We start from the raw sequence: 18,670 nt of genomic DNA, 5'->3' as shown, positions 1-18,670 counted from the left end.
CGGGGGGCGCCACCTTAGCCGAAAGACCGCCACTAGAAAAGCGTCATAGCAGCGGTTTTAGCGTCGGCCAGACATTTTCCAGCAACTTGCCCTGGGCACTGACCGCCGGGTGCAGTCCGTCGGCTTGCATCAGGTCGGGATGACCACCGATTCCTTCGAGGAAAAACGGCACCAGCGGGACCTTTTTCTCTTCAGCCAACTTGCCGTAAACCTCGGCGAAAGACTCGGTATAACGCTTTCCATAATTGGGCGGCAACTGCATGCCCAACAGCAGCACCTTGGCACCACTGTCCCTGGACTGGTCGATCATCGAAGCAAGATTTTGTTGCAATTGCGTTGGCAACTGACCACGCAGGCCATCGTTGCCCCCCAGCTCAAGGATCACCAGGTCCGGCTTATGCTCTGCAAGCGCCGCGGGTAGCCGCGCCAGGCCTCCGGCACTGGTGTCACCACTGATGGACGCATTGACCACCTTGTCGTCGAAACCTTCGCTCTTGAGCCGCTGCTCCAACAACGCGACCCACCCTTTGCTGGTATCCAGGCCGAAACCGGCACTGATACTATCGCCAACGATCAGGACTGTACCCGCCGCTGCGTTCTGGGCCATGCACATCAAGGCCAGGCCAGCACTCAAAAACCACATTCGCATCGGACTCTCCATGGGCGCAAGCATTCTCACTGCGCGGAACCTTAGCAAAGTGGTTCCCAGCGCGGAAGGTGAACTGACCATCCTGCACGAACTGAGCCTGGAACTGAACAAGGGCGATAGCCTGGCTATCGTCGGCAGCTCCGGTTCCGGCAAATCCACTCTCCTGGGCCTACTGGCCGGCCTCGACCTGCCCAGCAGTGGCGAAGTCACGCTTGCCGGGCTTGCCCTGAGCACCCTGGACGAAGACCAGCGCGCACGCATCAGGGCTGAACACGTTGGCTTTGTGTTCCAGTCGTTCCAATTGCTGGACAGCCTCAACGCCCTGGAAAACGTCATGCTGCCTCTGGAACTGGACGGCCGCAAAGATGCCCGCGAACGCGCCAGGCACCTGCTGGAGCGCGTCGGCCTGGGCCAGCGCCTGACCCACTCCCCGCGCCAGCTCTCCGGTGGCGAGCAACAGCGGGTCGCCATTGCCCGGGCTTTCGCCGCCGAACCGGACGTGCTGTTTGCCGACGAACCCACCGGCAACCTCGATAGCCACACCGGCGAGCGCATCAGCGACCTGCTGTTCGAACTCAATAAAGAGAACGGCACAACCCTGGTGCTGGTGACCCACGACGAGCGCCTGGCCCATCGCTGCCGACGCCTGATCCGCCTTGAAGCCGGCCTGATGGTCGCCCCCCTGGAGCCTTGATGGCACGTTTGCCGCTGTTGCGCCTGATCAGCCTTGCCCTACGCCAATTGCTGCGCGATGCCCGTGCCGGCGAATTGCGCGTGTTGTTCTTTGCCCTGCTGGTGGCCGTAGCCGCCAGCACCGCCATCGGTTACTTCGGTGCACGCCTCAACGGTGCGATGCTGTTACGCGCCACGGAATTCCTTGGCGCCGACCTAGTACTCGAAGGCAGCTCCCCGGCCCGCCCCGAGCAGATCAGAAGCGGAACCGAGTTGGGTCTGGCACATGCCAGGGTCGTGGAGTTTTCCAGCGTCATCGCCACCGATAACAGCATCCAGCTGTCAAGCATCAAGGCGGTCAACGAGCAATACCCGCTACGCGGTGAGCTTAAAAGCGCCGCCGAACCCTTCGCCGAGCAAATACCCGGCGGCGGGCCTAAGCCCGGAGAAGCCTGGGTCGAGGCGCGCCTGTTGACGGCGCTGGACATGAAGATTGGCGACAGCATCGACGTCGGCATGAAGACCCTGCGCATGGCCCGCGTGCTGACCTATGAACCAGATCGCGCCGGCAACCTGTACAGCCTCACACCACGGGTGATGATCAACCTGGCCGATCTTGAAGCCACGGGCGTGGTACAGCCCGGCAGCCGCGTCAGCTACCGTGAGCTATGGCGTGCGCCGCAAGCCAGCACTGCCCTGCAAACCTATCGCGACCTGATCAGCCCAGGTCTCGCTGCCAACCAGCGCCTGCAGGACGCACGGGATGGCAACCAGCAAATCGGCGGTGCCCTGGGCAAGGCCGAACGCTACCTGAACATGGCCAGCCTGGTGGCAGTGTTGCTGTCCGGCGTGGCGGTGGCACTTTCAGCAAATCGCTTTGCCAGTCGACGCTTTGATGCCAGCGCCCTGCTGCGCTGCCTCGGCTTGTCGCGACGGGAAACGATGCTGCTGTTCAGCCTGCAACTGACCGTACTGGGGTTGCTGGCCAGCCTTAGCGGTGCCCTGCTCGGCTGGCTGGCGCAATTGGGATTGTTTTATCTGTTGCACGACCTGCTGCCGGCAGACGTTCCGCCGGGCGGGCTGTTGCCAGCCATTGCCGGGATCGGCACCGGGCTCGTAGCCCTCGCCGGTTTCGCCCTGCCGCCCCTGGCCGCGCTGGGTCGCGTGCCGCCGCTGCGAGTGTTGCGCCGCGATTTACTGCCTATCCCGTCCAGCACCTGGATGGTCTATGGCGCCGCGCTGTTCGCCCTGGGCCTGATCATGTGGCGCTTGAGCCTGGATCTGGTACTGACCTTCGCCCTGCTTGGCGGCGGCGTCATTGCGGCATTGGTTCTGGGTGGCCTGCTCCTGCTGCTGTTGCAAAGCCTGCGACGGTTGCTGGCCCGCGCGTCCCTGCCCTGGCGCCTGGGACTGGGCCAGTTGTTGCGCCACCCACTGGCGGCAGCGGGACAATCCCTGGCCTTCGGCCTGATCCTGCTGTCCATGGGTTTGATCGCGCTGCTGCGAGGGGAGCTGCTGGACACCTGGCAGAACCAGTTGCCCAAGGACGCACCCAACTACTTTGCCCTGAACATCCTGCCCGCCGACAAGGAAGCCTTCGGCGCTCGCCTGCTGGAATTGCAGGCGCAGTCGGCGCCGTTGTACCCGGTGGTGCCGGGACGGCTAATCAGCATCAATGGCGAACCTGTGCAGCAAATTGTCAGCAAGGACTCCAGTGGCGATCGCGCGGTGCAGCGCGACCTGAGCCTGACCTGGGCCGCGGACTTGCCACCGGGCAACAGCCTGACGTCGGGCTCATGGTGGTCAAGCCAACCCACCGATGAGATTCCCGGTGTCTCGGTGGAAACCAAGGTCGCCGAAAGCCTGAAGCTCAAGCTTAATGACCACCTGGTCTTCACCATCGGCGGGGAAAACCGTGAAGCCCGCGTCACCAGTCTGCGGGAGATCAACTGGGACAACTTCCAGCCTAACTTCTTCATGATCTTCCAGCCGGGAACCTTGAAAGACCTGCCGGCCACCTACCTGACCAGCTTCTATCTGGCTCCCGGCCATGACCAGCAGATCGTCGACCTGTCCCGGGCTTTCCCGGCAGTAACCATCCTGCAGGTCGAAGCCTTGCTCGCGCAGTTGCGCAGTATTCTGGCCCAAGTCACGCTAGCGGTGGAGTACGTGTTGCTGTTTGTACTGGCGGCGGGCATGGCGGTGTTGTTCTCCGGCCTGCAAGCCACGCTGGATGAACGTATCCGCCAAGGCGCGCTGCTGCGTGCCCTGGGGGCGGAGCGCAAGTTGCTGGTCAAGGCCCGGCGTATCGAATTCGGCCTGTTGGGCGCGGTCAGCGGCCTGTTGGCGGCGCTGGGGACGGAACTGGTGACCCTGGTGTTGTACCGCTATGCCTTCGACCTGGCTTGGCAACCTCACCCCTGGTTGCTGGTGCTGCCGGTCATCGGGGCCGTGCTGATTGGTGGTGCCGGAGTATTCGGTACACGCCGGGCGTTGAATGCCAGCCCATTGACGGTGTTGCGCGAAGGCTAAAACGTTGATGGCCCGCCCTCCTTTCAGAGAGCGGGCCATCAATGCCTACTTCACGTACTCGATACCAGTGATCCACCAGCACACTTCACCGCCCGGGGTCTGCACGATAGCCTCATCGTCCACCTCCTTGCGCAGCAGCGCCCTGGCCATGGGCGAGTCGATGGAGATGTAGTCCATGCGCTCATAAATTTCGTCGTAGCCGACAATGCGAAAGCGCTTGGTCTCGCCCTGCTCATTCTCGATATCTACCCAGGCGCCAAAAAATACTTTGCCCTCCTGCTCGGGCATGTACTCAACCACGCGCATGTCTTCCAGGCGTTTGCGCAGGTAGCGCACACGGCGATCAATCTCGCGCAGCAGTTTCTTGTTGTACTGGTAATCGGCGTTCTCGCTTCTGTCCCCCAGCGAGGCTGCCCAGGTCACTTTACGGGTAGTGTCAGGACGCTTTTCTCGCCACAGGTAATCAAGCTCTTTCTTCAGCGCTTCATGACCTTCTTTGGTAATCAGCTTGGTACTCAAAAGCTTCGCATCCCCAGGAAATTTCCACATGTTCAGACAGCTGCCGCATCAGACATACGGCGATGGCTGACTGACTCCAGTTGATAGGGATCGATGATAAATGAACGGGGGAAAGTAGCCAGACCTGACGACGACGCCCCTCAGAAAAAGCCCCCATCAGACGGCTTCTGGATGCCCCGGCACGCCCTTATCCAGGGGTTGATCAGCCTCAGCCACAGGTTCCAGGGCTTCGTCCAGACGATGAAACACGTCCCTGAGACTGTCCCGCAAGACTGATAAATGCGCCAATCCGGTCGCCAGTTGCTCCGCTTTTTTGTGAGTCGCCACATCATCGGTCTGCAACCGGGTCGCAAGGCTATCCAGATGATGGGCCAATTCGTCCAGGCGGCGCTGCTCGGTCTGCTGCGCCTGCGCCCCATGGACCAGGTGTTCTTCACGGGCATTCAAGGTCTGGGTCAACTGCTCAAGCGCTTCTTCCTGCAGGAGTACGGCGAGTTTCTGTTGCGTCAACTCCTGAGCCACACGGGCAAGATTGGTCAGCGTACTGTCTACTTCAAACAGCGATGACGGGGCCTGCGGGGTTGGCGGCACCTCCTCATCTGGCAGCGTCGGTGCGGGGACGATCATGGGAGCCTGCACTACCGCCGGCAATGCGGGTTCAGGGCGGCTCGGAGTCTTTGGAGGAGACACCATTTTCGAAGAGAAACGAATAGAGGGGACGATCAGTTCTGTGCTTTCGATAGCAGGCAAACCGGTCACTGAAGTTCCCAGTGTGATGACCTTCATCACCAGCGCCTTCTTGATCACCAGCGAGTGGTGATCCTCTGGCCGGGCAGGTGGCAGTTTGCTGCCCTTCAGATCAATGAAATGGTAAGGCACCTGAGCCTCTGCCGCGTTCCCGGTTTTAATGCCAGATGCCGCCGCCAGGGTGAGGATTTGCTTGAAGACGTGCATCGCCACTTGCAGATCCTCCTTGGAATCAATGCTTCCAAGAAAATACCGCTCCGACTTTTTGCGCAACGCCGCGATGTACACCCGAGAACTTCCGGGCTCCATTTCTTCATCCAGGCTATAGGCAAGATAGTTTGAGGACGTCTTCGGTACAGCGAAACCACAGAGCAATGCACCATTAACCGGGGTGTCATGACCAGAGTGTTCAAGAACAAGAGTACGTAGAAGCATCATGAAATAGGGCTCCGTTACGGTAAAACTTCCTATACGTGCTAGATAAAAAACTGACAGTCATACAAACGCCAATAACAAGGCAATTGTTTCAGCGCATGATCGAGTCACATGTAGGACTTACCTTATTCAACCTCTTTGGCATTTCCAAGACCGTCTATTGAACGTACCATTTTTTAACAAACAAATACCTGACATCACCTGATCAAGACTTTTCAATCTTTTACTTTTCGACAATTCACAACCTGCCCCCACCCAGGTTAATCGAGGCTTCGTCAATGCAGCGATTTTTGCCAAGCTTACTCAGTAGAAAAGCTTAATGATCAAGATAACAAACCTAACAAAACACCTTGGCAGAAAAGCCGTCATCAGTGACTTTTCATTCTGCGCCAAAGGCCAGGAATGTGTAGGACTATTTGGAAACGATGGTGCTGGCAAAACAACTCTAATCAAATTATTGGCTGGCTCAATCCAGCCCTGTTTCGGCCATATAAAAATACTGGACGTGGATATTGGAACGCATCCTCTCCAGGTAAAAAAAATAATTGGCTATCAACCAGCGTCCACGGTCAGCCATAGCACCATGACAGTGAAAGGGTTCCTCAACTTCATTGCTGAAGTTCGCGGATTCCGTGGCATGGAAAAACGCAAGATGGTTGACCGAGCCGTCGCCCGACTGGAGCTTTGGCGAACACTTAAATGCCCGATTGAAACACTGTCCATAGGGTTGAAACGCAAAGTGGCCATTGCCCAGGCCATTGTGCATGATCCCAAACTGCTATTACTGGATGAACCTACAGAGGGCCTCGACGCTTATCAAAAAAACAAGGTCAGGATGCTCATCAAGTCGTTAACCAATGAGATGAGCGTGATCGTTGCCTCTCGCAACCCCGAAGAGCTGTCCAGCATCTGCAACCGCGCGCTGGTTATTGCTGGCGGCCGTTTGCTGACAGACATTCCCCTGCCCGAACTGCAGCGCAGTTCCCGCTACTACCAGGCAGTCACACTTGCAGCTGAAACCCCGCTGGACCTGCTGGCACTGGCGGTATTGCCTGGCGTAGCCGGTATCGAAGAGGACCGGTACACGCCTGGCTGCGTGACGGTACTGGCGATGCCGGGCCAAATAATTTACCCCCATGTCAGCGCGCTGATTGCCAATCGCCGCTGGAAAATCGACTCGTTGAGTCTGGAGTCTGGACGCCTGAATGACGTCGTTCAACAACTAAGCCAGGAGGCGTTAAAGTGAGACTTCTACCCGTAATGCTCAAGCGTCAACTCGCCAGTTATTTTTCCACACCGGCAACTTATTTCAGCATTTCAGCTTTCTTGACAGGCAACGCAGTACTCGGCTTCTATTCAGAAAACTTTCTTGATCAGCGAGTGACGGATCTGCATGTTTTTTTTAAGCTTCACACTTGGCTGTACTTATTCCTGATTCCCTTTCTCACCACACACCTTTGGTCAGATGAACGCAATGAAAACGCTATTGCTTTTATGAATACACTGCCGGTGACGGCCTTCGAGTTGGTTGCAGGTAAGTTTTTCGCCGCGTGGCTGGTTTCTGGGCTGGCCTTGTTATTGACCTTCCCGACAGTGATCACCATCAACTATCTAGGCACGGCGGACAATCTGGTTATCGCATCCCAGTACCTGGGCAGCTGGTTATTGGCTGGCGGCTACCTTTCGGCTGGTTGTTTTATTTGTGTACTGACACGTCACCGGCTTGTTATTTTCACCGTCACCATGGGTTTGTTGATCACCGCCAGTGCTTTATCTTCGGTGCTGGACGCCCTGAATCATCACACACCTGTCTGGATCATCGAAAGTTTGATTTCCCTGAACCCGCCGGCACGCTTTAGCACCATCGACAACGGCCTTATGACCTTGCATGACATGTTGTATTTCGCAAGTATGATCTTCGCTTTTCTCACCGCAACAAGCGTCACTTTAAATTTTAGAAAAGGTTGAGAAAGGAAAACCTTAATGCGCAACTCCATAAGCTTTAGCGTGACAATAATTGTCATACCCTTACTTTTCCTCGCCTTCAATCTGGTGTGGGCACTGAAACTTCCCAACCTGCGGCTGGATTTTTCAGAGCAAAAAATCCATAGCCTGTCCGACGCTACGAACACCCTGCTCACCTCGCTTGAGAGCCCCATGGATCTCTACTTTTTCAACTCAAGCAAACATCCCCAGAAAAGTGAAGCCTTGAAAAACCATGCCCAACGCGTTGCGATACTGCTCAGGGAGTATGAAAAGGTAGCGAATGGCAAGATCAACCTGCACCTGATTGACCCGACCCCCTTTTCCGAAGATGAATACAAGGCCGGGTTATTTGGCTTGGACAGTACACAAGGGTTTTTCGGCTTGATCGGCACCAGCGCGAACCATGGCACCCAAAGAATCGATTTTTTCAATCCTGAACAGGAGGCCTTTCTGGAGTATGAAATCAGCCATCTGATTCATAAAGTCGCTCACCCGGAACAGCCCATGATTGGACTGATCTCCGGGCTGCCCATGGATGGCAGTCGGGATGAACGTGGCAAGGCAACCACACCGCCCTGGCAACTGCTGCAAGAAATCCGTCGGCAGTTCAAGCTCATGAGTCTGGGCCAGGAAACCCGGCATATTCCTGAGCACGTCAACACCTTGATGCTGGTTCAACCCTCTCGACTGCCCGAGCAAACCCTGTTTGCGATTGATCAATTCGTGCTGGGGGGAGGCAAGCTGATGATGTTTATCGATCCATCCAGCGACCTGGACTCGAACGTCGAACCCCCGGCTTTATCTTCCAGCCTGCAAGGGTTGCTGGCGGCATGGGGCGTGCAGATGCCTGCGAATAAAGTGTTGGCCGACAGTCTCTACGCAACGCCGGCCGTTCTTGTTAGTGGGCAACTTCCCGTTCGCCACCCTGCGGCGCTTACCCTGCCCCGGGAGGCGTTGGCGCAGAGCGATGTCAGCGCCTGGAAACTGGACAATGTGACCGTATTGAGCAGTGGCGCTCTTATGCCACTCAAAAAAAGCCGTACCTCCTTCACCCCATTGCTCCAGAGTTCCGGGCAAGCCGCTCTGTTTGAAATTGAGCACTTCGCCGTGCATGGTGCGTTTGATTCAGTGCTCAGCGAGGCGGCCGCCCGTGGTCAACGCCACGTAATAGCGGCCCGTATCCAGGGGCCGGCGTATTCTGCGTTCCCTGACGGCTTTGACGGGCAGAAAGCCCAGTTGCAGAAAGCCACCGATATCCATGTAGTGGTAGTTGCCGACACCGATCTACTCAGTGATCGCGTATGGGCATCGGCACAAAACAGCAATGGGCACCAAGCGCCTCGCTCAGGTAACGCGACGTTTATCTTGAATACTCTGGATCAATTGTCCAGCCCCGGCACGCTGATGGAAATTCGTCCTCGTACAGGTAGTCGAGAGCCACTGCAGTTGTTGGGGAGATTACGCAGGGATGCCGCACGGTCTTACCAGGAAAAGGCCGCGTTCCTGGAACAACTCCTGGAGCAAACGGAAAAGGAATGGCAATCCCTGAACAACCCATTGCCGTCATGGGGCACCCAGCCCGTCAACACCCATTCGTTGCTACAAGCACTCAACAAGGAGCGCCTGCGTTTGCCCAGGGAGCTTCATGCGCTGAAAGTAGAGGCCTACAGGAAGGTCAACACCCTGGAACGAAACGTGAAGCTGCTCAATATCATTGCAGTGCCGCTGATGCTGAGTCTGATTGGCCTGGGGATTTTTATGTCGCGTCGGCGTATTCAGCATCCACCTTCAGCAGCGTTTTACTGATCGTTGGCAGTTTTCGAGTGGTGTCAGGTAAGGGCCGATTAACGTCGCGTGATCAGTCCTTGCCGTGCAATACGAGTCAAGTGGCGGATAACATCGACAGCATCGGCCGCGCAGGGAGCCTGAATCACCGCCAGGTCAAAGCTGTTGGTGGCAAAGCGGGCAAGTGACTCGCCGTCCTCGACAAACTGGATCAAAAAAGCCGAAGGCCGACCGGTGCGACGGGGCCAGCCATCCAGATAGCGCAATAGCGTCGGCTGGTGCTTACCACCCAAGAGGATTTTCGGGTTGCGCTGAGTCAGGCCCGCAGTGATCGGGGCCAAGCGTAAAAGAGGGTGTGATGCATTCATCGTGTCGTGTCTCTGCCTCAAAAGTCTGCAGGCAGGTGGGAGGCAACACCAAACCAGCGCTTTAGCGGTATTTCGAAACCTGGATCAGGTTTCTGTCGGGACTGTATTGAGTCACCTGTGGCGCCCCGCAATTAGCTGTTTAAATCGGCGCATGGGCAACATCCTAGAGAAGCCGATGGGGAGGTGTCAAGAATCCCGATCAACGAAAAGGCCCGCACGGGGCGGGCCTTTGGGGGACCTTGCAGCTTAATCAGTTAGCGATGGCGCGGTCGGCAGACAATTTGCCAGCACCTTCGAGCAGCACCGCAACAGTACCGCCCAACAACGCCAGGGCGAACTCGTAGCCATTGTTGGCCATGAACAAACCGTTATGGATATGCACCGAGAAGATCGCCACCAGCGAGACGATGGTAAGGCCCAACGCCGCCGGGCGAGCCAGGAGGCCGATGATCAGTGCCAAGCCTGCGAAGAACTCAGTACCGCCCGACAACAGCGCCATCAAGGTACCTGGCGCCAGGCCGATGCTTTCCATCCACTGCGCCGTACCGGCCAGGCCGCCACCGCCAAACCAGCCGAAGAGCTTTTGCGAACCGTGGGCGGCGAAGATGATGCCGACAAAAATCCGCAGAACCGTCAGACCGTAGCCGGCGCGAGTGGACAGAACGCTTTTGATCAATGGGCTCATGCTGGGAATCCTTTTCAATGTAGGGTGGGTTGGTCGCTATATTAATCAGTTTAATCAATGATAAAAGCCGAAATATTACCTTATTAATATCTAATTTATCGATTACTTGCGTGAGGCGATCTTCGGCGTTGGCGGTTCGAGGGAGTCCCGCTCCCGATCGAACGCCAAGTAGTACTTGTTAACGCTATTAACATAGCTGACACCGCCCATTCCTACCTGCTCCATGGCAATGCGCTCAACCTGGAAGAACCACTGGTTCGGGTTCAAGCCTCGGCGCCGCGCCTCGGCACGCATACCCTGTACTCGCTCCGGCCCCATGTTATAGGCCGCCAGGACGAAGGCCATGCGCTCACGCTCATTGAGCTTGGGGCTGGCAAAAAACTTGCGGCGGATCATCGCCAGGTAGCGCGCGCCCGCCTGCACATTGTTGTCCAGCGTCTGGATATTGTTGACCCCCACCCGCTGGGCCGCCGACGGAGTGATCTGCATCAGGCCAGTGGGGCCGCTGCCGCTTTTAGCGCCTGGATTAAGGGACGATTCCTTGAAGGCCAGCGCCGCCAGGTTCAGCCAGTCCATGCCCTGCTCGCGAGCGTGTTTTTGCAGAACCGGGCGCAGCTTCTCCAGACGCTGGCGATCAGCCCGCGCCAATGGGTAACGCACTTGATAAAGGCGCCGGTAGATGCGCTGGAACGCCACATCCTGATCGGACGGAGTCTTGTAGGTTTTTAGGAAGCGGTCGATGCTCGCCCGCAGCATCGAGGCGTCCTGCCGTACGAACCAGTACTCCTCGCCCGGCTCGCTGATTGCTACTTGCCGATCGAAACGCAGTTTGGGCAGGATTTTCGACCAGCGCTCGGCAATCGGCTTCTCGACGATAGTCAGGTGAAAGATACCGGCCTGGACCATCTCCAGCACGTCCTCCACCGCAAGGCTGGGATCAACCCACTCCACCTTGACCGGCGGCAGCTTGCGCAGTGCCAGCTTCTGGTTGATCTGGTTCACCGCCTCACCTGCCGCGCTGCCGGTGGTCAGGGCCAGGGTTCGGCCGGACAACTGCTCCAATCGGGTAAACCGTCGCTCGCCCTTGATCCCCACCAACCACAGCGGCACGTCGCTGACAATCGGCTCGCTGGTGCTGATCTTGTGCGCTGCAGTGGCGTCCAGTAGTTCGCCGGGCGCCACCAGGTCACCCTCGCCACGGGCCAGCGCGCCCAATAGTTGATCCTTGGCTTTGGGAATGATCTTGAGGTTGATTTCCTGACCGTCACGGGCGTGGCCGTTGAGGTATTGCTCGAAGGCCCGCAGGCGATGGTATTCGACACCAATGGGCTGGCCCTGGACTTCCCCGGAGCTGTTGCGGCTCTGGTTGACCAGCACCCGCAAGGTTCGACTGCTGCGAATCTCGGCCAGATCACGAACCTTGCTCGGTTTGGTCACTTCCAGCGGCCCGTCCAGACGCGCAACCGCCGCCGGGGGCAGCAGTAACGTCAGGCACAGCATGAGCAACACCGAGGGTCGGATCATCCGCTCTCCGCAAAGGATACTGCCCATTGCGTCGCGAAATACGAAGCGTTGGGGGACAGAAACAGAGCGCTGTGAGCGCAGGCTTTGGACGCAAGGGTGGCATAGTAGCAGGCACTCGGCCAACCACAGCGCCACTCACGACATTCAAAGACAGCTTTAACTCGTTGTAGTTCTTGGCTTTTCTTATAAATCTACAGCTCTGATATGCTTTCCGGCCGCAGGCGGAGATAGCACCATGCAACTCATTGATATTGGCGTCAACCTGACCAACCCAAGTTTCGACGACAAGCACCAGGCGGTACTCGACCGCGCCTACGCCGCCGGGGTGAGCCAACTGGTCCTCACCGGCACCAGCATCGAAGGCAGTGAGCAGGCCCTGGAATTGTGCCAACGGCTGGATGAAAGCGGCCAACGGTTGTTTGCCACCGCCGGCATTCACCCCCACAGCGCCAGCGATTGGAACGCCGATAGCGCGCAACAATTGCGCGGGTTGCTCAAGGAAAGCAGCGTGCGTGCCGTCGGCGAATGCGGGCTGGATTTCAACCGGGACCTCTCGCCACGCGCCCTGCAGGAAAAAGTCCTCGAAGAGCACCTGGCCCTGGCTGTAGAGCTGAAATTGCCGGTATTTCTTCACGAGCGGGACGCTAGCCAGCGCCTGCTGGAAATCCTGCGGGACTACCGCGATCACCTGACTGCGGCGGTGGTGCACTGTTTCACCGGAGAACAGCGGGCCTTGTTCAGCTACCTCGACCTGGACCTGCATATTGGCATCACCGGCTGGATCTGCGATGAGCGCCGTGGGACGCACCTGCATCCTCTTGTCAGGGAAATCCCAAGGGGTCGCCTGATGCTGGAAAGCGATGCGCCCTACCTGCTACCGCGCACGCTGCGGCCCAAGCCGAAAAATGGCCGTAACGAGCCGGCCTATCTGCCGGAAGTCTTGCGCGAGGTCGCCTTGCATCGGGAAGAAAGTGTGGAAGACCTGGCCCAACACAGCACCGCCTGCGCCAGGGACTTTTTCGGATTGCCTGTTGTTGACTTGCCTGTGCCGAATTGACGCGACGTCATTGACGCGGCCCATTGACCCATATCAAAACCCTTTCACTGAATAGCGGCATAATACTGGCACCTTGCCTATGCTATTTCCGCTATCAGAGAAAACCTTCCATGGGTGCCTGGCTTAGCAATATATCGTTGAAGTACAAATTCTGGGCCGTCAATGCCGTCGCCTTCATCACCACCCTGCTGCTGGTGTTGTACGCCGTGCAATTGGAGCAACAGGCACGCAGCCACGCCTCCCAGGCCTCGGCCCAGGCTCAAGGACGATTGTTCAGCGCCTGGCCCGCCGGGCAAACGCTGCCCAAGGGCGAACACTGGCTGACCTATCGCCGTGGCCACATCCCGGAATTGGCGGACCAGAATCTTTCAGCCCTGAGCACGGCCAGCGGTTGGGTCGAGTTCAGCCATATGCCGCTGTTCGGCGACAACTCATTGATAGGCGCCGAAGTGGTCGCTCGCCCGGACGGCCAGCAAGTGGCCGTGCTGGCCTATGGACCCAGCCTGAGCCAGGTGTTCACCGAGCGTTTCGCCAACTATGCGGTGGCGGTAATGATCCTGATGCTAGCGATGCTCTGCGCCTCGCAGTTGTTGATCCGCTTTCTACTCAGCCACCTCAACACCTTGAAAGACGTGATGCTGCACGTGGAAAAAACCGGCGACCTCTCGACCCGCGTGCCCTTGGCCTGCAAGGACGAGGTCGGGCAAATGGCGAGTGCCTTTAACGCCATGCAGGCGGGCTATCAACGGGTGGTCAACACCGTGGCGTACACCGCCAAGCAGTTGGACGACGGCGCCGCGCGCCTGGCCAGCAGCATGAATGACGTTCGTCACGGTATGCTTGGCCAGCAAAGCGAAACCGACCAGGCCGCTACGGCGATCAATCAAATGACCGCCACCGTGCATCACATCGCCCAGCACGCCGGTGCTACCCGCGACCTGTCCCAGGCCGCCGACACCCTCGCCGGCAGCGGCCAGGAAGTGGTGAGCCGTGTACAAAAGTCGATTGCCGGACTCTCCACAGGCGTACAGCAGACCGCCGAGACGATCCAGAAACTGGCCGAAGACAGTCAGAAAATCAATGCAGTGGTCGGCGTGATCCACAGCATCGCCGAACAGACCAACCTGCTGGCCCTCAACGCCGCCATCGAAGCCGCCCGCGCCGGGGAAATGGGCCGAGGCTTTGCCGTGGTCGCCGACGAGGTGCGCAGCCTCGCCAAGCGGGTGCAAAGTTCCACCGATGAAATCACCCGCATGGTCTCGGACTTGCAGGCCGGGACTCGGGACGCGGTGGACTTTATGCAGGAAAGCTCGTTCAAGGCCGATGATTGTGTGCAACAAGCTCAGGAAGCTGGCGTTGCGCTCGCGCAAATCACCAGGGCCGTGGCGCAAATGCGCGAGAGCAACACCCAGATCGCCGTCGCCGCCGAACAGCAAAGCCACGTCGCCGAAGAGATGAATCGGGCGATAGTGGGTATCCGTGATGTCACCGAAAACACCGTGCAACAGACGCTGGATTCAGCGACTACCAGTAATAAGCTGGCGACATTGGCCGGGGAATTGAACAAGGCGATTGGGCAGTTGAAGCTGTAACAGTTTCAAGGTTGGCGAAGCTTTGACATCCTCCCCCACCTCTCGGCCTGCTACGCAGGACCTCCCCAGACAAGCTGGAAAGGAGGGGAATCCCTACCGTGTTCAGCCTGTTAGGGCTGACTCACCTCGGCGGGTTCCTGCTGCTGACGGCCTGACAGCGCCGTTCACTTCACAGGCGAACCGGGCGTGTCCCGCCCTTAAAACATTGATCGCACCGACTACATCGGCGTTTTCCTCGAAACCACACTCGACACATCGGAACTGAGCTTGAGTCTGCCGGTTGTCCTTGCAAACATGGCTGCAGCATGGACAGGTCTGGCTCGTGTAGTGCGGTGGGACCGCAACGAGGTAGCCTCCATTCCACGCCAGCTTGTAGTCCAGTTGTCGCCGAAACTCGAACCATCCTTGGTCGAGGATGGATTTGTTCAGGCCAGACTTAGCCCGAACATTCTTTCCCGGTTGCTCGCTATCGCCTGCCGATGACTTGGACATATTCCGAGCCTGCAAGTCCTCGACACACACCATCGCGTGGTTTTTGCTGATAGTGGTTGTGGTCTTGTGCAGGTAGTCGCGGCGAGCGTTAGCGATATGGGCGTGAATACGCTGGACGCGGGCTTTAGCCTTCTTCCAGTTCTTGCTGAACTTAACCTTGTGGCTCATCGCCCGCTGCGCTGTGCTTAGGCGTTTCTCATGCTGCCTAAAGCTGTTGAGCGGCTTATAGAAAGTACCATCTGAAAGCGTGGCAAACCGCGTGATTCCCAGGTCGATGCCCACTGCGTTGCCTTGTGGGGATGGCTGCTCTACCTCACGCTCTGTCTGGATACTGACGTACCACTTGCCGCAAGACAGGCTGATGGTGATGTTCTTGGCCTTACCCAGAATGTCGCGGCTGTTGCGGTAGCGCATCCAGCCCAGCTTGGGCAGGAAAATACGCGTGTTGGCTTCGTCGATCTTGAATTGTTTGCTGTCCGGATAACGAAAGCTCTCGCTCTTCCCTTTGCGCTTAAAGCGTGGAAAGTCGGCACGTTTGGCAAAAAAATTGGAATAGGCCCGCTCAAGGTCTTTGAGGGCGTGTTGAAGTGCTTGGGATGGCGAGTCTTTCAGCCATTCAAAGCCTGCCTCTCGCTTCCATATGGGTAGCCGGGCAGCCATTTCAACATAGCCAATGAACTTGTTTTCGGCCTCATGGTTGGATTTCTGTAAAGCCAGCGCCTTGTTAAAAACGAACCGACACGACCCCGCAAAGCGGCGCATTTGCCGTTCTTGATCGCCGTCTGGCATCAGTTCGTACTTAAAGGCTTGGAGTCGTTTCATCACTCGACTATAGTTTGGCCTATGAGTGATGACAATGATGTAAGGCCTGGAAAACATTGAATTTTTTTGATACATGCTCACTTGGTCTTTGTAACAAAAAACCGCGAGAGGTGTTAGAACATTCAAAAGAAACTGTGGGGCGCAGCTTTGGGGTCCCCGTCCTACTTCGCCGGTAGCTGCGGTGGGGCCTCCATAGATGTTATTCGCCGATACATCGAGCAGCAGCGAACACCTCTTTAGGACGGCTTTGCCGTCCACGCTATCCATCCCCGCCGCGAAGCTATAACCCTCATAGCCAGCCTTGATTCGCCCAAGCCCCCCGCCCGACCTAAACTCTGTTCAAGTTGTTTCAACGGACAGAGGATTCACCATCATGGGTAAACGTCATCCCAATCTCCCCGCCTGGCAATGGCGCGCCTACCCGCAAAACCACCAGCACCCGACCAATCTGGTATTGCACCTGATTGCCGTACCGCTGTTCATCATCGGTTTTCTGCTGATTGTGTCTGGGGTGTTCAGCCTGAGCCTGGCCAGTTTTGCCATCGGCGTGGTCGGCGTGCTGGCCGGCCTGGCACTACAACGTCATGGCCACAGCCTGGAAGCCCAGGCCAGCGAGCCGTTCAGTGATCGCAAAGACGCCGCGCAACGTTTGATGGTCGAGCAGTTTGTCACCTTCCCACGCTTTGTCTTGAGCGGTGCCTGGTGGCAGGCCTGGCGTCAGCGCCACCGGCATTAACTGGACTTCAGGCGAACACCACCACGGTCTGGCGGCTCAGCGCGATCAACTGACCCTGCGGGCTCCACAGCGCGGCCGCGGCATGACCATAGCCGTCGCGTGCGTGTTCGATCTCAACGTGGTACTGGCACCAGTCCAGGGTGCTGACTTGCTGCAGCGGCTGGATAAACTCGATGGTCCACGTCAAGGTGCTGCCCGGCGCCGGTCTGCTCAGGTGCGGCAACAAGGCTGGCGGCCAGGCATCCACCAGCGCCAGGATATGCGCCTCGGTCAGCGGTTCCTCTTTCACATCCCCACGCAAGCGCACCCAGCCGCCCATGTCGCGGGACTTATTACCGGTGAACGGCAAGCCGCCGACGCTCCAACGCATTGCCAGATGACGCATGAACTCGGGTGTCACGCCTTTGATATAGGGCAACTCCTGGCATTCATCCCAGTGTTTGAAGGTGGGTGCAGGCTCGGCCACCACACTAATCTGCGACTCCCGCGAGGCGCCGAAACTGGCCTGCACCAGGGTCATCACTTCACCGTTTTGCACAACGCGGCCCAGCAACTGGCTGACCGCCTTGCCTTCACGCAGCACTTCGACTTCATAACGTGCGGATACATCCGGTGCCACAGGACCGACAAAGGTAATGGCCAACGATCGCAGCGGACGATCATCTGGCACACGAGCGCGCAAGGCTTCGTATTGCAAGGCGGCGACCAGTCCGCCAAAGGTGGCGCGGCCCTGGGCCCATTCGGCAGGGATCGACACGTCCAAGGGATTATGGCGGACGGCGTCAAGCAAATCACTAAAGCGCATGGCAACCTCAATCGACAGAAAAACGATTGAGGGATCTTAACCACCCAAGCTGCGCGGTACAGCACTTATTACGGCCAAAAACCCGGACAGATAAGCCGCGGACTAAGCCTTGCTCGAGAAACAGTCCGCACTCAGCTTATCCAACACCCGATCCGCGTGCCCTTCGGCCTCGGCCATAGTCCGGTGCCAAACCGCAACACAGGGCTGCAAATCTGCCTGGTGTTCGGCCTGGGCCAGCCACTGCCAACAGTCATGCCAATCACCCAATGCCCCTTGGGCGGACTTGAGGTGGGACATCGCCTTCGCAGGCAATTTGCCCAGTTGCGGGTACGCCTCGGCTGCATAGCGCACGCGCTTGATCAAAAGGCGCAGGCGATGGCGATCGTGGCTGGGGTCGTGTAATGCCTCGTCCAGTTTCTGCCATTGCTTGGCTAGGCGTTTTTCGATAAGCGGGCGCAGGCCCTTGAGCAGTTTCTGGCGTTGGGAAGCGCGGATAAAGCGAGGGAATGCATCAATGATCAACAGCAATTGCGCCAGTTCCGGGCCGTGGGCCACCTGACGATAAGCCGCCGGCTGTTGACGGGTGCGTCGGTCGGCCGCCTCGTGATGGCCGTGGAGGTGAAGATAGGCCGCCAACACCTCACGGTCCCGCAACGGTGTAGTCAGTTGGCCGATGCCGCTGGCGGCAGCTTCGAGTTGCTCAACACCGGGCAACCCGCGTAACGGCCGCAACAGACTGCGCAGGCGCCGCACCGTGGTGCGCAGGTCATGCAGCGCTTCATCGTCAGTGACATTAGCAAGGCGAGCCTGGCAGCTCAGCAACCCCACTTCCAGGCCAATGACCTGAGCGACTAACTGATCCACCAAGGCTGACATCCTTTGCTCTCCTCAACGATAAAAGTCCCTGTTTGCACAAAGCTACTATCGCAGCCTCGCGTCACTCGACAGCTGCTACAAGTCAACGCCCGGCACGAGACTCACGAATATAGAAACGGGCTTTCTCGGCTTTGTTGGAGCAACCTTCGAACGCTTCAAATTGTTGCTGGGTCTTGGCGCCGGTCAGCAGGGACAGGGCCTTGGAGTAACTGATAGTGCCAGCAAAGCCTTCGGCCTTGGCCAGGTCAAGCTCGTGCCAGGCAGCGTCCAACTGCGTAGCGCAGCTATCACGATAGGCCGTCTTTCCCGCACAACCAGCCAACGCCAGTACGATCACAGGCAAACACATCCAGGCTTTCATCAATGACACCTCAAGAAAAGAAAAACA

Annotated in this window: 18 protein-coding genes and 1 pseudogene; 9 read left to right on the top strand and 10 right to left on the bottom strand. The window is 57.8% G+C overall.

Annotated elements, in window-relative coordinates; genetic code table 11:
- Positions 1-43: 43 nt before the first annotated feature.
- The gene (locus ACZRKZ_RS04830; protein ID WP_350613108.1) at positions 44-649 is read right to left on the bottom strand and encodes an arylesterase; all 606 of its coding nucleotides are present in this window, start codon (positions 647-649) and stop codon (positions 44-46) included.
- Between the two features lie 10 nt (positions 650-659).
- Between ACZRKZ_RS04830 and ACZRKZ_RS04825 the strand changes: the two genes are divergently transcribed.
- Both ACZRKZ_RS04825 and ACZRKZ_RS04820 read left to right on the top strand, forming a co-directional pair.
- The gene (locus tag ACZRKZ_RS04825) at positions 660-1,343 is read left to right on the top strand and encodes an ABC transporter ATP-binding protein (protein WP_149414347.1); all 684 of its coding nucleotides are present in this window, start codon (positions 660-662) and stop codon (positions 1,341-1,343) included.
- Positions 1,343-3,853: an ABC transporter permease gene (locus ACZRKZ_RS04820; protein ID WP_463980854.1), complete on the top strand. Its 2,511-nt coding sequence runs from the start codon at positions 1,343-1,345 to the stop codon at positions 3,851-3,853. Before ACZRKZ_RS04825 ends, ACZRKZ_RS04820 begins: the two co-directional genes overlap by 1 nt.
- Positions 3,854-3,898: 45 nt before the next feature.
- Here the strand turns inward: ACZRKZ_RS04820 and greB are convergent, their stop codons facing one another.
- Together greB and ACZRKZ_RS04810 are read right to left on the bottom strand one after the other, a co-directional pair.
- Entirely contained in the window at positions 3,899-4,372 is a 474-nt protein-coding gene (gene greB, locus ACZRKZ_RS04815) for a transcription elongation factor GreB (protein WP_099169508.1), read from the bottom strand.
- A gap of 156 nt (positions 4,373-4,528) precedes the next feature.
- Positions 4,529-5,557 carry a hypothetical protein gene (locus ACZRKZ_RS04810; RefSeq protein WP_463980853.1) on the bottom strand — a complete coding sequence of 343 codons (1,029 nt, stop codon included), beginning with the start codon at positions 5,555-5,557 and terminating at the stop codon, positions 4,529-4,531.
- 316 nt (positions 5,558-5,873) lie between these two features.
- Between ACZRKZ_RS04810 and ACZRKZ_RS04805 the strand changes: the two genes are divergently transcribed.
- Genes ACZRKZ_RS04805 through ACZRKZ_RS04795 form a run of 3 tightly spaced genes read left to right on the top strand, consistent with a single transcriptional unit; the run spans position 5,874 to position 9,346 of the window.
- Positions 5,874-6,800 (top strand): ABC transporter ATP-binding protein, encoded by a 927-nt coding sequence (locus tag ACZRKZ_RS04805; RefSeq protein ID WP_463980852.1) that lies wholly within the window; start codon positions 5,874-5,876, stop codon positions 6,798-6,800.
- Positions 6,797-7,522 carry an ABC transporter permease gene (locus tag ACZRKZ_RS04800; RefSeq protein WP_463980851.1) on the top strand — a complete coding sequence of 242 codons (726 nt, stop codon included), beginning with the start codon at positions 6,797-6,799 and terminating at the stop codon, positions 7,520-7,522. The genes ACZRKZ_RS04805 and ACZRKZ_RS04800 overlap by 4 nt, the downstream gene beginning before the upstream one ends.
- A gap of 15 nt (positions 7,523-7,537) precedes the next feature.
- Positions 7,538-9,346: a Gldg family protein gene (locus ACZRKZ_RS04795; protein ID WP_463980850.1), complete on the top strand. Its 1,809-nt coding sequence runs from the start codon at positions 7,538-7,540 to the stop codon at positions 9,344-9,346.
- A gap of 38 nt (positions 9,347-9,384) precedes the next feature.
- On the opposite strand, the gene ACZRKZ_RS04790 is transcribed toward ACZRKZ_RS04795, so the two are convergent.
- From ACZRKZ_RS04790 to ACZRKZ_RS04780, 3 genes are all read right to left on the bottom strand, one after another.
- The gene (locus tag ACZRKZ_RS04790; RefSeq protein WP_463980849.1) at positions 9,385-9,693 is read right to left on the bottom strand and encodes a class I SAM-dependent methyltransferase; all 309 of its coding nucleotides are present in this window, start codon (positions 9,691-9,693) and stop codon (positions 9,385-9,387) included.
- Between the two features lie 250 nt (positions 9,694-9,943).
- Positions 9,944-10,378: a DoxX family protein gene (locus ACZRKZ_RS04785; RefSeq protein ID WP_149414341.1), complete on the bottom strand. Its 435-nt coding sequence runs from the start codon at positions 10,376-10,378 to the stop codon at positions 9,944-9,946.
- A 102-nt stretch (positions 10,379-10,480) separates the two neighbouring features.
- A complete protein-coding gene (locus ACZRKZ_RS04780; RefSeq protein WP_463980848.1) occupies positions 10,481-11,902 on the bottom strand; it encodes an MltF family protein in 1,422 nt (473 codons plus the stop codon).
- A gap of 235 nt (positions 11,903-12,137) precedes the next feature.
- Between ACZRKZ_RS04780 and ACZRKZ_RS04775 the strand changes: the two genes are divergently transcribed.
- Together ACZRKZ_RS04775 and ACZRKZ_RS04770 are read left to right on the top strand one after the other, a co-directional pair.
- The gene (locus ACZRKZ_RS04775; protein ID WP_463980847.1) at positions 12,138-12,959 is read left to right on the top strand and encodes a TatD family hydrolase; all 822 of its coding nucleotides are present in this window, start codon (positions 12,138-12,140) and stop codon (positions 12,957-12,959) included.
- 110 nt (positions 12,960-13,069) lie between these two features.
- Positions 13,070-14,551, top strand: coding sequence for a methyl-accepting chemotaxis protein (locus ACZRKZ_RS04770; RefSeq protein ID WP_463980846.1), 1,482 nt, complete (start codon positions 13,070-13,072; stop codon positions 14,549-14,551).
- A gap of 102 nt (positions 14,552-14,653) precedes the next feature.
- On the opposite strand, the gene ACZRKZ_RS04765 is transcribed toward ACZRKZ_RS04770, so the two are convergent.
- Complete coding sequence (locus ACZRKZ_RS04765) at positions 14,654-15,865, bottom strand: RNA-guided endonuclease InsQ/TnpB family protein (RefSeq protein WP_463980845.1); 1,212 nt, start codon at positions 15,863-15,865, stop codon at positions 14,654-14,656.
- Between the two features lie 117 nt (positions 15,866-15,982).
- Between ACZRKZ_RS04765 and ACZRKZ_RS04760 the strand changes: the two are divergent.
- Together ACZRKZ_RS04760 and ACZRKZ_RS04755 are read left to right on the top strand one after the other, a co-directional pair.
- Positions 15,983-16,105, top strand: a pseudogene (locus tag ACZRKZ_RS04760) (transposase); the annotation flags it as partial.
- 133 nt (positions 16,106-16,238) lie between these two features.
- The gene (locus ACZRKZ_RS04755) at positions 16,239-16,601 is read left to right on the top strand and encodes an Mpo1-like protein (RefSeq protein WP_463980844.1); all 363 of its coding nucleotides are present in this window, start codon (positions 16,239-16,241) and stop codon (positions 16,599-16,601) included.
- 7 nt (positions 16,602-16,608) lie between these two features.
- Here the strand turns inward: ACZRKZ_RS04755 and ACZRKZ_RS04750 are convergent, their stop codons facing one another.
- From ACZRKZ_RS04750 to ACZRKZ_RS04740, 3 genes are all read right to left on the bottom strand, one after another.
- Positions 16,609-17,406, bottom strand: coding sequence for an acyl-CoA thioesterase (locus tag ACZRKZ_RS04750; protein ID WP_463980843.1), 798 nt, complete (start codon positions 17,404-17,406; stop codon positions 16,609-16,611).
- Positions 17,407-17,508: 102 nt separating this feature from the next.
- Entirely contained in the window at positions 17,509-18,282 is a 774-nt protein-coding gene (locus ACZRKZ_RS04745; RefSeq protein WP_463980842.1) for a CHAD domain-containing protein, read from the bottom strand.
- An 82-nt stretch (positions 18,283-18,364) separates the two neighbouring features.
- Positions 18,365-18,643 carry a hypothetical protein gene (locus ACZRKZ_RS04740; RefSeq protein ID WP_133098887.1) on the bottom strand — a complete coding sequence of 93 codons (279 nt, stop codon included), beginning with the start codon at positions 18,641-18,643 and terminating at the stop codon, positions 18,365-18,367.
- Positions 18,644-18,670 lie beyond the last annotated feature (27 nt).

The sequence above is a fragment of the Pseudomonas sp. c313 genome (assembly GCF_055407145.1).
Note: the sequence above shows the minus strand (reverse complement) of the source record. Positions and strands in the feature narration are given on the sequence as shown.

Excerpts from the sequence above, each read along its gene's own strand:
- ACZRKZ_RS04830 (WP_350613108.1), bottom strand. The coding sequence starts at position 649 with ATGCGAATGTGGTTTTTGAGTGCTGGCCTGGCCTTGATGTGCATGGCC.
- ACZRKZ_RS04825 (WP_149414347.1), top strand. The coding sequence starts at position 660 with ATGGGCGCAAGCATTCTCACTGCGCGGAACCTTAGCAAAGTGGTTCCC.
- ACZRKZ_RS04820 (WP_463980854.1), top strand. The coding sequence starts at position 1,343 with ATGGCACGTTTGCCGCTGTTGCGCCTGATCAGCCTTGCCCTACGCCAA.
- ACZRKZ_RS04810 (WP_463980853.1), bottom strand. The coding sequence starts at position 5,557 with ATGATGCTTCTACGTACTCTTGTTCTTGAACACTCTGGTCATGACACC.
- ACZRKZ_RS04805 (WP_463980852.1), top strand. The coding sequence starts at position 5,874 with ATGATCAAGATAACAAACCTAACAAAACACCTTGGCAGAAAAGCCGTC.
- ACZRKZ_RS04795 (WP_463980850.1), top strand. The coding sequence starts at position 7,538 with ATGCGCAACTCCATAAGCTTTAGCGTGACAATAATTGTCATACCCTTA.
- ACZRKZ_RS04790 (WP_463980849.1), bottom strand. The coding sequence starts at position 9,693 with ATGAATGCATCACACCCTCTTTTACGCTTGGCCCCGATCACTGCGGGC.
- ACZRKZ_RS04785 (WP_149414341.1), bottom strand. The coding sequence starts at position 10,378 with ATGAGCCCATTGATCAAAAGCGTTCTGTCCACTCGCGCCGGCTACGGT.
- ACZRKZ_RS04780 (WP_463980848.1), bottom strand. The coding sequence starts at position 11,902 with ATGATCCGACCCTCGGTGTTGCTCATGCTGTGCCTGACGTTACTGCTG.
- ACZRKZ_RS04775 (WP_463980847.1), top strand. The coding sequence starts at position 12,138 with ATGCAACTCATTGATATTGGCGTCAACCTGACCAACCCAAGTTTCGAC.
- ACZRKZ_RS04770 (WP_463980846.1), top strand. The coding sequence starts at position 13,070 with ATGGGTGCCTGGCTTAGCAATATATCGTTGAAGTACAAATTCTGGGCC.
- ACZRKZ_RS04765 (WP_463980845.1), bottom strand. The coding sequence starts at position 15,865 with ATGAAACGACTCCAAGCCTTTAAGTACGAACTGATGCCAGACGGCGAT.
- ACZRKZ_RS04755 (WP_463980844.1), top strand. The coding sequence starts at position 16,239 with ATGGGTAAACGTCATCCCAATCTCCCCGCCTGGCAATGGCGCGCCTAC.
- ACZRKZ_RS04750 (WP_463980843.1), bottom strand. The coding sequence starts at position 17,406 with ATGCGCTTTAGTGATTTGCTTGACGCCGTCCGCCATAATCCCTTGGAC.
- ACZRKZ_RS04745 (WP_463980842.1), bottom strand. The coding sequence starts at position 18,282 with ATGTCAGCCTTGGTGGATCAGTTAGTCGCTCAGGTCATTGGCCTGGAA.
- ACZRKZ_RS04740 (WP_133098887.1), bottom strand. The coding sequence starts at position 18,643 with ATGAAAGCCTGGATGTGTTTGCCTGTGATCGTACTGGCGTTGGCTGGT.